This is a genomic window from Citrobacter sp. CK189 (genome assembly GCF_030333505.1).
Lineage (GTDB): Bacteria > Pseudomonadota > Gammaproteobacteria > Enterobacterales > Enterobacteriaceae > Citrobacter_B > Citrobacter_B koseri.
In genome coordinates, this window is record NZ_JAOWFV010000039.1 from 370081 (window position 1) to 385119 (window position 15039).

The 15039-nt window shown below is 56.1% G+C and carries 13 protein-coding genes and 1 other RNA gene; 10 read left to right on the forward strand and 4 right to left on the reverse strand.

Annotated elements, in window-relative coordinates:
• Positions 1–82 precede the first annotated feature (82 nt).
• Positions 83–811 carry an oxidative stress defense protein gene (locus OGV83_RS17460; protein WP_012135022.1) on the forward strand — a complete coding sequence of 243 codons (729 nt, stop codon included), beginning with the start codon at positions 83–85 and terminating at the stop codon, positions 809–811.
• A 77-nt stretch (positions 812–888) separates the two neighbouring features.
• Here OGV83_RS17460 and argP read toward each other — a convergent pair whose 3' ends face one another.
• Complete coding sequence (argP, locus tag OGV83_RS17465; protein WP_012135021.1) at positions 889–1782, reverse strand: DNA-binding transcriptional regulator ArgP; 894 nt, start codon at positions 1780–1782, stop codon at positions 889–891.
• A 158-nt stretch (positions 1783–1940) separates the two neighbouring features.
• On the opposite strand from argP, the gene rpiA reads away from it, so the two are divergent.
• Together rpiA and serA are read left to right on the forward strand one after the other, a co-directional pair.
• Positions 1941–2600, forward strand: coding sequence for a ribose-5-phosphate isomerase RpiA (rpiA, locus tag OGV83_RS17470; RefSeq protein WP_286464300.1), 660 nt, complete (start codon positions 1941–1943; stop codon positions 2598–2600).
• Between the two features lie 268 nt (positions 2601–2868).
• Positions 2869–4101 carry a phosphoglycerate dehydrogenase gene (gene serA, locus OGV83_RS17475; RefSeq protein WP_115608880.1) on the forward strand — a complete coding sequence of 411 codons (1233 nt, stop codon included), beginning with the start codon at positions 2869–2871 and terminating at the stop codon, positions 4099–4101.
• A gap of 88 nt (positions 4102–4189) precedes the next feature.
• Here serA and OGV83_RS17480 read toward each other — a convergent pair whose 3' ends face one another.
• The 3 genes from OGV83_RS17480 to zapA form a co-directional block, all read right to left on the reverse strand.
• The gene (locus OGV83_RS17480; RefSeq protein WP_047461402.1) at positions 4190–4792 is read right to left on the reverse strand and encodes a 5-formyltetrahydrofolate cyclo-ligase; all 603 of its coding nucleotides are present in this window, start codon (positions 4790–4792) and stop codon (positions 4190–4192) included.
• A 20-nt stretch (positions 4793–4812) separates the two neighbouring features.
• A non-coding RNA gene (gene ssrS / locus OGV83_RS17485) (6S RNA) lies at positions 4813–4996 on the reverse strand.
• 41 nt (positions 4997–5037) lie between these two features.
• A complete protein-coding gene (gene zapA / locus OGV83_RS17490; protein ID WP_006686880.1) occupies positions 5038–5367 on the reverse strand; it encodes a cell division protein ZapA in 330 nt (109 codons plus the stop codon).
• Between the two features lie 166 nt (positions 5368–5533).
• Between zapA and ygfB the strand changes: the two genes are divergently transcribed.
• From ygfB to gcvP, 7 genes are all read left to right on the forward strand, one after another.
• Positions 5534–6112 (forward strand): UPF0149 family protein YgfB, encoded by a 579-nt coding sequence (gene ygfB, locus OGV83_RS17495; protein WP_123907426.1) that lies wholly within the window; start codon positions 5534–5536, stop codon positions 6110–6112.
• A 25-nt stretch (positions 6113–6137) separates the two neighbouring features.
• Positions 6138–7463 (forward strand): Xaa-Pro aminopeptidase, encoded by a 1326-nt coding sequence (gene pepP / locus OGV83_RS17500; protein ID WP_286464172.1) that lies wholly within the window; start codon positions 6138–6140, stop codon positions 7461–7463.
• Positions 7460–8638 (forward strand): 2-octaprenyl-6-methoxyphenyl hydroxylase, encoded by a 1179-nt coding sequence (ubiH, locus tag OGV83_RS17505; protein ID WP_286464175.1) that lies wholly within the window; start codon positions 7460–7462, stop codon positions 8636–8638. Before pepP ends, ubiH begins: the two co-directional genes overlap by 4 nt.
• A 142-nt stretch (positions 8639–8780) precedes the next feature.
• Positions 8781–9983 carry an FAD-dependent 2-octaprenylphenol hydroxylase gene (gene ubiI / locus OGV83_RS17510; protein WP_047461414.1) on the forward strand — a complete coding sequence of 401 codons (1203 nt, stop codon included), beginning with the start codon at positions 8781–8783 and terminating at the stop codon, positions 9981–9983.
• 451 nt (positions 9984–10434) lie between these two features.
• Positions 10435–11529 carry a glycine cleavage system aminomethyltransferase GcvT gene (gcvT, locus tag OGV83_RS17515; protein WP_012135011.1) on the forward strand — a complete coding sequence of 365 codons (1095 nt, stop codon included), beginning with the start codon at positions 10435–10437 and terminating at the stop codon, positions 11527–11529.
• A gap of 25 nt (positions 11530–11554) precedes the next feature.
• Positions 11555–11944 (forward strand): glycine cleavage system protein GcvH, encoded by a 390-nt coding sequence (gene gcvH, locus OGV83_RS17520; RefSeq protein ID WP_012135010.1) that lies wholly within the window; start codon positions 11555–11557, stop codon positions 11942–11944.
• A gap of 220 nt (positions 11945–12164) precedes the next feature.
• Complete coding sequence (gene gcvP, locus OGV83_RS17525) at positions 12165–15038, forward strand: aminomethyl-transferring glycine dehydrogenase (RefSeq protein WP_286464176.1); 2874 nt, start codon at positions 12165–12167, stop codon at positions 15036–15038.
• Position 15039: the final 1 nt, after the last annotated feature.

Here is a 15039-nt window from a genome sequence, read left to right on the forward strand (position 1 = left end):
TGGACAACGCGCAGATACCCGCTAAGCTTGCCTGCATGCGCCCTGAGTTTCAGGGCGATTAACGTAACATGGAGGAGCGACAGTGAAGTTCAAAGTGATGGCCCTTGCGGCATTAGTCGGATTTAGCGCAATCCCGGTACAGGCAAATGAGTTGCCGAATGGACCGCACATCGTGACTTCCGGGACGGCAAGCGTGGATGCGACGCCTGACATCGCCACCCTGGCGATTGAAGTCAACGTGTCGGCAAAGGATGCCGCTTCCGCCAAGAAACAGGCCGATGAGCGTGTTGCGCAATACCTTTCTTTTCTTGAACAAAATCAGATTGCCAAGAAAGACATCAGCTCTGCAAACCTGCGCACTCAGCCGGACTATGACTACCAGAATGGTAAAAGTGTGCTGAAAGGCTACCGCGCGGTGCGAACCGTTGAAGTTACGCTGCGCCAGCTGGACAAACTCAACTCTCTGCTGGATGGCGCGCTGAAAGCGGGTCTGAATGAGATCCGGTCGGTGTCATTAGGCGTTGCGCAACCGGATGCCTATAAAGATAAAGCGCGTAAAGCGGCGATTGACGACGCGGTTCACCAGGCTGAGCAACTGGCAGCGGGCTTTAACAGCAAGCTGGGGCCGGTTTATAGCGTGCGTTACCACGTTTCTAATTATCAGCCGAGCCCGGTGGTGCGAATGATGAAAGCGGACGCGGCGCCTGCGGTGTCGGCCCAGGAAACCTATGAGCAGCCGACAATTCAGTTTGCTGATCAGGTCGATGTGGTGTTCCAGTTAGAACCAGCAGCAGAGACAAAAGCACAGTAAGCGTTGTTGAAACGCCTTATCCGGCCTACAAAATAACCTGTAGGCCTGATAAGCGTAGCGCCATCAGGCACGGCGCGTTAATCCTGCCTTAAAACCTTATGCCCATACTCCAGCAGCGCGTCAGTCACGTTGCGCATCATACGGCTTTCCGGCGCAAAACGGTGCCAGTAGAGCATCCGACGCTGGAACAGGCCAGGCGTTAAATCGATCAGCTCACCGCTCTCCAGCTCTTTCTCGATCTGCAAATGCGGGATCATACAGCAGGTGGTGCCCTGACGCGCGAGCTGTACGAAGGCTTCGGAAGAGTTAACGATATGGCACGGCACGCTGCCCGGCGGTAAATCGAAGTTCTGCTGTAAAAAGGCCTGGTGCATGTCGTCCAGATGGTCAAACGCCACTGCGGGCGCTTTCAGCAGCGCGGAACGGGTGACGCCGTTGGGGAAGTAGCGCTCGGCGAAGGGTTTTGATCCCACGAACAGATAGTCGAGCGCGCCAAGTTTGTCTACCAGGCAGCTTGGCAGCGCCTGGTGCTGAATACTCACCGCGCCAACCACTTCGCCGCGACGCAGACGTTCCTGGGTGCGGGTTTCATCTTCCACCTGCAAATTGAGGCGAATAGGCGAGTCGGCCAGAACCGGCGCCAGCGCCGGAAGCAGCCAGGTCGCCAGACTGTCGGCGTTGACCGCCAGTGACAGCAGCAGCGGCGTGGAGCCGGTTTGCTCATCGCCAAGCCACTCATCTTCCAGTAGCTCTACCTGACGCAGCAACGCCAGCAATTTTTGTCCTTGTTCGGTAGGACGCGGCGGAACGGTACGTACCAGCAGCGGTTGCCCAAACATATTCTCAAGCTGTTTTATGCGTTGTGAGACAGCGGATTGTGTGATGCACAACTTCTGTGCGGCGCGTTCAAATCCCCGTTCACGAATCACCGCATCCAGCGCTTGTAGTGTTCTGTAGTCTGGACGTTTCATTGCTCTGAGGTACTCCTGAAATTTTTCTTATCCCGCACTATGACATAAATTTCACTCAGGTACAGACGAAATCCGCCGCTTGCGAGCGGGGCCGGAGGGATTTTTTCGTACAATGATCTATAATGCGCCTGAATTTTCACACCACAGGCGAAACGATCATGACGCAGGATGAACTGAAAAAAGCAGTAGGATGGGCGGCACTTCAGTATGTACAGCCCGGCACCATTGTGGGCGTAGGTACCGGTTCAACAGCCGCGCACTTTATTGATGCGCTGGGCACAATGAAAGGTCAGATTGAAGGGGCGGTGTCCAGCTCGGATGCATCTACTGAAAAACTCAAGAGCCTCGGCATTACCGTTTTCGATCTGAATGAAGTGGACAGCCTGGGCGTCTATGTTGATGGCGCGGATGAGATCAACGGCCACATGCAGATGATTAAAGGCGGCGGCGCGGCGCTGACGCGTGAGAAAATCATTGCTTCGGTGGCGAAGAAATTCATCTGCATCGCGGATGCCTCCAAAGAGGTCGATGTTCTGGGTAAATTCCCGCTGCCGGTGGAAGTGATCCCGATGGCGCGCAGCGCTGTCGCACGCCAGTTAGTGAAGCTGGGCGGTCGTCCTGAGTACCGTCAGGGCGTAGTCACTGATAACGGCAATGTGATCCTCGACGTATACGGCATGGAAATTCTTGATCCGATCGCGATGGAAAACGCGATTAACGCCATTCCGGGCGTCGTGACCGTCGGCCTGTTCGCCAACCGTGGCGCGGATGTGGCGCTGATTGGTACGGCAGACGGCGTAAAAACTATCGTAAAATGATCTGGCGAGGGTGATTCATCCCGCGTTAAAAAAATTTGGCAGGGCAAATTTGGTGACTTGTGTCACGTTTTGGATGTTGCTCTGCCGATCTCTCCAAAGAAAATCTTATCCCCAGCATTTTCCTCTGCCATTTCACGCTGAATGATATTTCTTCAGAGTGGCGACGCAAACGTTCATATTGCCGCAATAGTTTTTTTTGATATGTTGAAAGGCGGATACAAATCCACATACAACACATCAGTTTCGATAAAAAGACAGGGTCGGGGAAATGGCAAAGGTATCACTGGAGAAAGACAAGATTAAATTTCTGCTGGTTGAAGGTGTGCACCAAAAGGCACTCGAAAACCTTCGCGCGGCAGGTTATACCAACATCGAATTTCACAAAGGCGCTCTGGATACTGAGCAGTTGAAAGAGTCCATCCGTGATGCCCATTTCATTGGCCTGCGATCCCGAACCCATCTGACCGAAGATGTGATTGACGCCGCAGAGAAACTGGTGGCGATTGGATGTTTCTGCATCGGCACCAACCAGGTTGATCTGAACGCAGCGGCAAAACGCGGAATCCCCGTGTTTAACGCGCCGTTCTCCAACACGCGTTCTGTTGCGGAGCTGGTGATTGGCGAACTGCTGCTACTGCTTCGCGGCGTGCCGGAAGCGAACGCGAAAGCGCACCGTGGCGTGTGGAACAAACTGGCGGCCGGTTCGTTTGAAGCGCGCGGCAAAAAGCTGGGGATCATCGGTTACGGCCACATTGGCACGCAGTTGGGCATTCTGGCGGAATCGCTGGGCATGCACGTCTTCTTCTACGATATTGAAAATAAACTGCCGCTGGGCAACGCGACCCAGGTACAGCATCTTTCCGATCTGCTGAACATGAGCGACGTTGTGAGCCTGCATGTGCCGGAAAACGCCTCCACCAAAAATATGATGGGCGCGACGGAAATCGCACTGATGAAACCGGGCGCGCTGCTGATCAACGCGTCTCGCGGTACGGTGGTGGACATCCCGGCGCTGTGCGATGCGCTGGCGAGCAAACACCTGGCGGGCGCAGCTATCGACGTGTTCCCGACGGAACCTGCGACCAACAGCGATCCGTTTACTTCTCCGCTATGTGAATTCGACAATGTGCTTCTGACGCCGCATATCGGCGGCTCTACCCAGGAAGCGCAGGAGAACATCGGCCTTGAAGTGGCGGGCAAACTGACGAAGTATTCTGATAACGGCTCTACGCTGTCTGCGGTGAACTTCCCGGAAGTCTCCCTGCCGCTGCACGGCGGTCGTCGTCTGATGCATATCCATGAAAATCGTCCGGGCGTGCTGACCGCGCTTAACCAGATTTTTGCCGAGCAGGGCGTTAACATCGCCGCGCAGTATCTGCAAACGTCTGCCCAGGTCGGTTACGTGGTGATTGATATCGAAGCGGATGAAGATGTGGCGGAGAAAGCCCTGCTGGCGATGAAAGCGCTACCGGGTACGATTCGCGCTCGTCTGCTGTACTAATTTGTATACTGTGCCGGGTGGCGGCTATGCCTCACCCGGCCTGTGGGATCGGCTCGTAGGTCGGGTAAACGTAGCGCCATCAGGCAATTCACTGCGGCCACTCCCACACTTTTGACGGCGTCACCACCGCAGGCAGCGGGATATCCCACTCTTCGACAGGCAACTTTTCCACTAACTGACAATCGTGCGCATAACCCACCGGTTGGATCTTATGCTGTCGCCAGTTCTGCAACGTTCTGTCGTAGAACCCGCCGCCCATTCCCAGACGCTGGCCGTCTTCGTCGAAAGCGACTAACGGTGTAACCAGCACATCTAACTGAGAGAGCGGCAGCACGTCACGCACGTCCAGCTTCGGTTCCTGAATTTTCAGACGATTCATCACCAGCGAGCTTTGCGGATGATAATGCAGAAACAGCAAATTGCCGGGGCTGAACGGATGGAGAACCGGTAAATACACGCGTTTTCCCGCGCGCCAGAGCTGCTCAATCAAGGGTTGCGTGTCCAGCTCGCCATCAAATGAAAGAAACACCGCGACGGTGTGGGCAAGAACCACGGGAGGATAAGCAAGCATTCTGGTGGCGGCCTGTTGACCGAACGCGGTTTGCTGTTGAGACGTCAGCGTACGGCGACGTTGCCGAATCATCTGGCGGATTTCTTGTCGGGATAAAAGAAGTTCAGGAAGTTGCGTCATGGCTGTCGCCAGGTAGAAGGGGAATCTCCGAGATGCCGCCGCAGGCTGTAACCCTTGAACCCTTGGTTCAAGGTGAATGCGTCGTCACGGTTTTAAGGCTTCTCGGACTAGCCGAGCATGCTCACCAACCATGGAGCGCCACATTCTTGTGGTATGAAATATCGGCTCAGGGGACTGGCCCGCTTGCAAACATCTCAGAGAAATTTTGTCTTCACGGTCACTCTACCATAGTAAACCGAAAAGTGTTATTCAAAGTTTTGGCCCGTTTTTTCGGTTATGCGACCCTGATCAAGCAACGCCTGTTCAATGGTCTGTTGAAGCATCCGAATTCGTTGTTCCATGCTCGCCGCGTAGTCGCGGGTCTTCGCTTTTTCCTGAGTTAATTCATAGCTGATGTTCAATGCGGCAATGAAAACCAGCTGCTCAGTATTTGTGACTCTAGTGCGAACTTTTAGATCTTGCAACCGCTGATTCAGATCGTCCGCAGCCTGATTCAACGCATCCCTTTGTTCAGGCGGGCAATTCACGCGGAGTGAACGGCCAAAAATTTGGATATCGACGGGTTGTGCAGACATGCCACCTTCCTGCTGATTGACTGCGCTGCCTTCGCCTCCAGACCCTGGGTCGGCGAAGGGGCGACACTATAGCTACCCCGGTGTGAAGATACAAGCCCTTTTCTGGTTCACCAGGGTCCAAAGTGGTAGCATATCATGAATATCCTCCCTTTGATGACGAATGCTTATGTCTATACAGAACGAAATGCCTGGTTACAACGAAATGAACCAGTTTTTGAACCAACAGGGGACGGGGTTAACCCCGGCCGAAATGCACGGTTTGATCAGTGGGATGATTTGCGGCGGCAACAACGACAGCTCATGGCAGCCGCTGTTGCACGACCTGACGAACGAGGGGCTGGCCTTTGGTCACGAACTGGCGCAGGCGCTGCGTAAAATGCATGCGGCAACCAGCGACGCGCTGGAAGACGACGGCTTCCTTTTTCAGCTTTTTCTGCCTGAAGGCGACGACGTGAGCGTGTTCGATCGCGCTGATGCGCTGGCCGGCTGGGTTAACCACTTTTTACTGGGGCTTGGCGTCACGCAGCCTAAGCTGGATAAAGTGACCGGCGAAACCGGTGAAGCCATTGACGATCTGCGCAACATCGCCCAGCTCGGTTATGACGAAGACGAAGATCAGGAAGAGCTGGAGATGTCGCTCGAAGAGATCATCGAATATGTGCGGGTTGCGGCGCTGCTGTGCCACGACACCTTTACGCGTCAGCAGCCGACGGCGCCGGAAGTCCAGAAACCGACTCTGCACTAAGAACGTAAACGCAATGGAGAGTGTTATGAGCGATATATCTCAGCAGGAGTATCAGCGTCGCCGCCAGGCATTACTGGCGCAAATGCAGCCGGGCAGCGCCGCGTTGATTTTTGCAGCTCAGGAAGCCACGCGCAGCGCGGACAGTGAATATCCGTATCGCCAGAGCAGTGATTTCTGGTATTTCACCGGTTTTAACGAGCCGGAAGCGGTGCTGGTGCTGATTAAAAGCGATGACACTCATAACCACAGCGTTTTGTTTAACCGCGTTCGCGATCTGACGGCGGAGATCTGGTTTGGCCGCCGCCTGGGGCAGGACGTCGCGCCGGAAAAACTGGGCGTGGATCGCGCGCTGGCGTTCAGCGAAATCAACCAGCAGCTTTATCAGTTACTCAATGGCCTTGACGTGGTTTACCACGCGCAGGGCGAATATGCGTATGCCGACGAGATTGTTTTCGCCGCGCTGGATAAACTGCGTAAAGGTTCCCGACAGAACCTGACTGCACCAGCGACGATGACCGACTGGCGGCCAATGGTGCACGAGATGCGCCTGTTTAAATCGCCGGAAGAGATTGCCGTCATGCGTCGCGCGGGCGAGATCAGCGCGCTGGCGCATACCCGCGCAATGAAAAAATGCCGTCCGGGGATGTTCGAATATCAACTGGAAGGTGAAATTCACCACGAATTTAACCGTCACGGCGCGCGCTATCCGTCCTATAACACCATTGTTGGCAGCGGTGAGAACGGCTGCATCCTCCACTACACCGAAAATGAAAGCGAAATGCGCGATGGCGATCTGGTGTTGATCGACGCCGGATGCGAATACAAAGGTTATGCTGGCGACATTACGCGTACTTTCCCGGTGAACGGCAAATTTACGCCCGCCCAGCGCGAAATCTACGATATCGTGCTGGCGTCGCTGGAAACCAGCTTACGCCTGTTTCGCCCGGGAACGTCTATCCAGGAGGTCACGGGAGAAGTGGTGCGCATCATGATCGCGGGGCTGGTTAATCTGGGCATTTTGCAGGGCGACGTGGAGCAGTTGATCGCGGAAAACGCCCATCGTCCATTCTTTATGCATGGTCTTAGCCACTGGCTGGGGCTGGACGTACACGATGTCGGCGTTTACGGGCAGGATCGCTCCCGCGTGCTGGAGCCGGGTATGGTGCTCACCGTTGAGCCGGGTCTGTACATTGCGCCGGACGCCGACGTGCCGGAAGCGTATCGCGGCATCGGCATCCGTATTGAAGATGACATCGTCATTACGGAAACGGGCAACGAAAACCTGACCGCCAGCGTGGTGAAAAAAGCGGACGATATTGAAGCCTTAATGGCGGCGGCGCGTCAGCTATGAGCGTGATTATTGTTGGCGGCGGTATGGTGGGCGCGACGCTGGCGCTGGCCCTTTCTCAGCTTAGCCACGGCAAACTGGCCGTGCACCTGATTGAAGCGAGCGCGCCTGAAGCCGCCGCGCATCCCGGGTTCGACGCCCGGGCGATCGCGCTGGCGGTAGGCACCTGTCAGCAACTGGCGCGGATTGGCGTCTGGCAGGCGATTGCTGATTGCGCAACGGCGATCAACACGGTACATGTCAGCGATCGCGGCCATGCCGGTTTTGTCACTCTGGACGCGCAGGATTACAGCATCGCTGCGTTGGGGCAGGTTGTGGAGCTGCATGATGTCGGTCAGCGACTGTTTGCGCTGTTGCGCAAAGCGCCGGGCGTGACGCTGCATTGCCCGGATCGCGTTGCCAGCGTGGCGCGAACGCAAGAAAAGGTGAATGTCACTCTGGAAAACGGCGACGTGATTTCTGGTCATGTCGTGGTGGCGGCCGACGGTACGCACTCCGCTCTGGCGACCGCCTGCGGCGTGGACTGGCAGCAGCAGCCTTATGAACAACTGGCGGTGATCGCCAACGTTGCGACCGCTATCGCGCATGACGGACGTGCGTTTGAACGCTTTACCCAACACGGCCCGCTGGCGATGTTGCCGATGTCCGAAGGTCGCTGTTCGCTGGTGTGGTGCCATCCGCTTGAACAGCGCGACGAGATCATGCGCTGGTCGGATGAACGCTTTTGCCATGAGCTACAGTCGGCGTTTGGCTGGCGGCTGGGACGTATTACCCATGCGGGTAAGCGCAGCGCTTATCCGTTAGCGCTCACCACGGCGGCCAAAGCGATAACCCATCGCACCGTGTTGGTCGGCAATGCGGCGCAGACGCTGCATCCTATCGCCGGGCAAGGGTTTAACCTGGGACTGCGCGATGTGATGAGCCTTGCCGAAACGCTGGTGCAGGCGCATGAGTCTGGGGCGGACGTCGGCGAGTACGGCGTGCTTTCTGAGTACCAGTCGCGCCGTCAGGCTGACAGAGAGGCGACGGTTGGCATAACGGATAGCCTGGTGCATCTGTTTGCTAACCGCTGGGCGCCGCTGGTTGCCGGGCGCAACGTCGGCTTAATGGCGATGGAGTTATTGCCTCCCCTTCGCGACACGTTGGCAAAACGGACGTTGGGCTGGGTCGCACGATAATTCACCGGTAGGTCGGAATAAAGAAGTAGGCCTGATTAGCGCAGCGCCATCAGGCAATGCCGCGGAAGTAATGTAATGTCGGATGGTGGCTTTGCCTTATCCGGCCTACGGTTTTTGATTGTCCTATTTTCAGGAGTACACAGTGCAAAGTGTTGATGTAGCCATTGTTGGCGGAGGCATGGTAGGCCTGGCTGTCGCCTGCGGTTTGCAGGGCAGCGGTTTACGCGTGGCCGTTCTGGAACAGCGCGTTCCACAGCCGCTGGCGAGCGACGCTCCCCCGGCATTACGCGTGTCGGCTATCAATGCCGCCAGTGAAAAACTGCTTACGCGTCTTGGGGTCTGGTCAGACATTCTTGCTCGCCGCGCAAGCTGCTACCACGGTATGGAAGTCTGGGATAAAGACAGCTTTGGCCGCATCGAGTTTGATGACAAAAGCATGGGATACAGCCACCTGGGGCACATCATTGAAAATTCGGTGATCCACTACGCGCTATGGCAAAAGGCGCAGCAGTCAGCGGATATTACCCTGATGGCGCCGGCTGAATTGCAGCAGGTCGCCTGGGGAGAAAATGAAACCTTCCTGACCCTGAAAGATGGCGCGATGCTGACGGCAAGGCTGGTGATTGGCGCAGACGGCGCGAACTCCTGGCTGCGCAACAAAGCGGATATTCCGCTGACCTTCTGGGATTACCGTCATCATGCGCTGGTGGCGACCATCCGCACCGAAGAGGCGCACGGCGCCGTTGCGCGTCAGGCGTTTCATGGCGAAGGCATCCTGGCGTTCCTGCCATTAAGCGATCCGCATCTGTGTTCCATTGTCTGGTCGCTGTCTCCGCAGGACGCTGAGCATATGCAGCAGGCGAGTGAGGATGCGTTCAACCGGGCGCTGAACGTCGCGTTTGATAACCGCCTCGGCTTATGCCGCGTTGAGAGTGAACGCCAGGTGTTCCCGCTGACGGGACGCTATGCGCGTCAGTTTGCCGCACACCGGCTGGCGCTGGTGGGCGACGCCGCACATACCATCCATCCGCTGGCGGGGCAGGGGGTGAACCTCGGCTTTATGGACGCCGCAGAGTTGATCGATGAACTCAAACGTCTGCAACGTCAGGGCAAAGACATTGGTCAATACCTCTATTTGCGTCGTTACGAGCGCAGCCGTAAGCACAGCGCCGCGATGATGCTGGCAGGTATGCAGGGTTTTCGCGAACTGTTTGCCGGAGAGAACCCGGCGAAGAAATTGCTGCGCGATATTGGTCTGAAACTGGCCGATACTCTCCCGGGCGTAAAACCGCAACTGATTCGTCAGGCGATGGGATTGAACGATCTGCCTGAGTGGCTCCGCTAAGCATTTCCCTCCTGCTTCTGAGAGTTTGAAACCCGTCACATTTTCCTCTCCCGGCCTTCGCGCCGGGACGCTTTCCTCATTTGAAATAATCTAATTTCACCTCTCTTTTCGCATTAGTTTTTTTAATATTACGATTTTCAACTATCGTCATTTTTGACATTTTTTCCACATTTAATATGGATATGTGCGGGATGGTTGCGTATTTGATTATCGTTTATGGAGGTTTTTTGTTTATTTCATGGTTTTTTATGCTGAGGCGGGTTTGGCGTTTTTTGGTCATAAGCTAATGTGATGGTTAATTTTGCCTTATGGTTTAGCGTCTGCTTCGGTGGTAAGTTCAGGTAAAAGAGAACGTTTGCGTCGAAGCCCAGGAGTGGCTGCGACGCCGGGTTTCGTGGCGAAGATTTCACCATGAAATGGTTGTAAGCCCCGCTTATTCAATGAGGACAAGATGGCTCAACAGACTCCTTTATACGAACAACACACGCTTTGTGGCGCGCGCATGGTGGATTTCCATGGCTGGATGATGCCGCTGCACTATGGCTCTCAACTTGATGAGCACCATGCAGTTCGCACTGATGCCGGTATGTTTGATGTGTCGCATATGACCATCGTCGATCTACGCGGCAGCCGCACCCGGGAGTTTTTGCGTTATCTGCTGGCGAATGACGTGGCGAAACTCACAAAGACCGGTAAAGCCCTCTACTCTGGCATGCTCAATGCCTCGGGCGGCGTGATAGATGACCTGATTGTCTATTACTTCACTGAAGATTTCTTCCGCCTCGTTGTAAACTCCGCCACCCGCGAAAAAGACCTCTCCTGGATTACCCAACACGCCGAACCTTACGCCATCGACATCACCGTTCGTGACGACCTGTCGCTGATTGCGGTACAGGGGCCGAATGCGCAGGCGAAAGCGGCCACGCTGTTTACTGAAGAACAGCGCAAGGCGGTGGAAGGCATGAAACCGTTCTTTGGCGTGCAGGCGGGCGATCTGTTTATTGCAACAACCGGTTATACCGGCGAAGCAGGCTATGAAATTGCGATGCCAAACGAAAAGGCGGCGGATTTCTGGCGTGCGCTGGTGGAATCCGGCGTGAAGCCGTGTGGCCTGGGCGCGCGCGATACGCTGCGTCTGGAAGCGGGTATGAACCTGTATGGTCAGGAGATGGATGAAGGCGTCTCTCCGCTGGCGGCGAATATGGGCTGGACCATCGCCTGGGAACCGGCCGATCGCGATTTTATTGGTCGCGAGGCGCTGGAAGTCCAGCGTGAAAAAGGCACCGAACAACTGGTGGGTCTGGTTATGACCGAGAAAGGCGTACTGCGTAATGAACTGCCGGTACGCTTTACCGATGCCCAGGGGAATCAGCTGGAAGGCGTTATCACCAGCGGCACTTTCTCTCCAACGCTGGGCTACAGCATTGCGCTGGCGCGCGTTCCGGCGGGTATTGGCGAGACGGCGATCGTGCAGATCCGCAACCGCGAAATGCCAGTAAAAGTCACTAAACCTGTTTTTGTGCGTAACGGCAAAGCCGTCGCGTGATTCATCCTTTTTTGGAGATTTATTGATGAGCAACGTACCTGTAGAACTGAAATACAGCAAAGAACACGAATGGCTGCGCAAAGAAGCAGACGGTACTTACACGGTTGGCATCACGGAACACGCTCAGGAATTGCTGGGCGATATGGTTTTTGTCGATCTGCCAGACGTCGGCGCCACCGTTGCGGCGGGCGATGACTGCGCGGTAGCAGAATCGGTAAAAGCCGCTTCTGACATTTATGCGCCGGTGAGCGGTGAGATTGTGGCGGTAAACGACGCGCTCAGCGACTCCCCTGAACTGGTCAACAGCGAGCCGTATGCGGGTGGCTGGATCTTCAAAATCAAAGCCAGCGACGAAAGCGAAATCGACTCGCTGCTGGATGCAACCGCATACGAAGCATTGTTAGAAGACGAATAAATACGCTTCATCCTTCACGCAGCAGGTGTGTTGGCTTCCTCGCTCACCCCAGTCACTTACTTAGGTAAGCTCCTGGGGGTTCTCTGCGTCGCCGCCGTCCTGCAACGTGAATGATTTTGCGTATTCGTTTTCGCACGCGTAGGCCCGGTAAGCGTTAGCGCTACCGGGCAATTGAGCCAGAGACAATCACGATTCACTGCACGTTTCAGGAACCATCGCCATGACACAGACGCTAAGCCAGCTTGAAAACAGCGGCGCTTTCATTGAACGCCACATTGGACCGGACGCCGCACAGCAGCAAGAGATGCTGAATACCGTTGGTGCCGAGTCGTTAAACGCGCTGATCGGCCAGATTGTGCCGAAAGACATTCAGCTTGCCACGCCGCCGCAGGTAGGTGAAGCGGCGACGGAATACGCCGCGCTGGCCGAATTAAAAGCGATTGCCGGTCGCAACAAGCGCTTCACGTCTTACATTGGCATGGGTTATACCGCGGTGCAGCTGCCGCCGGTTATCCTGCGCAATATGCTGGAAAATCCGGGCTGGTACACCGCGTATACGCCTTATCAGCCGGAAGTTTCGCAGGGGCGTCTGGAAGCGCTGCTGAATTTCCAGCAGGTGACGCTGGATCTGACCGGGCTGGATATGGCCTCCGCTTCGTTGCTGGATGAAGCAACCGCTGCCGCAGAAGCGATGGCGATGGCAAAACGCATCAGCAAACTGAAAAACGCCAACCGCTTCTTTGTCGCCTCTGACGTTCACCCGCAAACGCTGGACGTCGTGCGCACCCGCGCGGAGACCTTCGGTTTTGATGTGATCGTCGATGACGCGGAAAAAGTGCTGGATCACCAGGATGTGTTCGGCGTGCTGTTGCAGCAGGTTGGCACCACCGGTGAAGTCCACGACTACAGCGCGCTGATTAGCGAACTGAAGTCACGTAAAGTTATCGTCAGCGTGGCCGCCGATTTTATGGCGCTGGTGCTGCTGACGGCGCCGGGTAAACAGGGCGCGGACATTGTGTTCGGCTCTGCGCAACGCTTCGGCGTACCGATGGGCTACGGCGGCCCACACGCGGCGTTCTTTGCCGCCAAAGATGAATTCAAACGCTCCATGCCGGGCCGTATTATCGGCGTATCGAAAGATGCGGCGGGCAATACCGCACTGCGCATGGCGATGCAGACTCGCGAGCAGCATATCCGTCGCGAGAAAGCGAACTCCAATATTTGTACTTCGCAGGTGCTGCTGGCCAACATCGCCAGCCTGTATGCCGTTTATCACGGTCCGGTTGGGCTGAAGCGCATTGCTAATCGCATTCATCGCCTGACCGACATTCTGGCGGCGGGCCTGCAACAAAAAGGGCTGAAACTGCGCCATGCGCATTACTTCGACACCCTGTGCGTAGAGGTGGCCGATAAAGCCGCCGTCCTGGCGCGCGCGGAAGCCGCAGAGATCAACCTGCGCAGCGACATCCACAACGCTGTCGGCATCACGCTGGATGAAACGACAACCCGCGAAAACGTGCTGCAACTGTTCTCTGTACTGCTGGGCGACGACCACAGTCTGAACATTGATACGCTGGATAAAGACGTGGCGCACGATAGCCGCTCTATCCAGGAGAGTATGCTGCGTGATGACGCGATCCTGACGCACCCGGTGTTCAACCGTTACCACAGCGAAACGGAGATGATGCGCTACATGCACTCGCTGGAGCGTAAAGATCTGGCGCTGAACCAGGCAATGATCCCGCTGGGTTCCTGTACCATGAAGCTGAACGCGGCGGCGGAGATGATCCCCATCACCTGGCCGGAATTTGCGGAACTGCATCCGTTCTGCCCGGCAGATCAGGCGGAAGGGTATCATCAGATGATCAACCAGCTTTCTGACTGGCTGGTGAAACTGACTGGCTATGATGCCGTGTGCATGCAGCCGAACTCCGGCGCGCAGGGCGAATACGCGGGCCTGCTGGCGATTCGTCATTATCACGAAAGCCGCAACGACGGTCATCGCGATATCTGTTTGATCCCGGCCTCCGCTCACGGCACCAACCCGGCTTCCGCACAGATGGCGGGTATGCAGGTGGTGGTGGTCGCATGCGATAAGAACGGCAACATCGATCTGGCGGATCTGCGCGCTAAAGCCGAGCAGGCGGGTGACAATCTCTCCTGCATCATGGTGACTTACCCATCCACCCACGGCGTGTACGAAGAAACCATTCGTGAAGTGTGTGAGATCGTGCATCAGTTCGGCGGCCAGGTATACCTCGATGGCGCAAACATGAACGCGCAGGTTGGCATTACCTCTCCGGGCTTCATCGGCGCGGATGTTTCACACCTCAACCTGCATAAAACCTTCTGCATTCCGCACGGCGGCGGCGGCCCGGGTATGGGGCCGATTGGCGTGAAATCACATCTGGCACCGTTTGTTCCGGGTCACAGCGTGGTGCAGATCGAAGGGATGCTGACCCGTCAGGGCGCGGTGTCCGCCGCACCGTTCGGCAGCGCATCCATTCTGCCGATCAGCTGGATGTACATCCGCATGATGGGCGCGGAAGGGCTGAAGCAGGCGAGCCAGGTGGCGATTCTGAACGCCAACTATATCGCCAGCCGCCTGAAAGACGCGTATCCGGTGCTGTATACCGGTCGCGATGGCCGCGTGGCGCACGAGTGTATTCTCGACATCCGTCCGCTGAAAGAAGAGACCGGCATCAGCGAGCTGGATATTGCCAAGCGTTTGATCGACTACGGTTTCCACGCGCCGACCATGTCGTTCCCGGTGGCGGGAACGTTGATGGTTGAACCGACGGAATCTGAAAGCAAGATGGAACTGGATCGCTTTATCAATGCGATGCTGGCGATTCGTGCGGAAATCGATCGCGTGAAAGCCGGTGAGTGGCCGCTGGAGGATAACCCGCTGGTTAACGCGCCGCACACGCAGAATGAGCTGGTCGCGGAGTGGAACCACGGATACAGCCGTGAAGTCGCGGTGTTCCCGGCGGGGGTAGCGAACAAGTACTGGCCGACCGTGAAACGCCTTGATGACGTTTACGGCGACCGTAACCTGTTCTGCTCCTGCGTACCGATGAGCGAATATCAGTAAT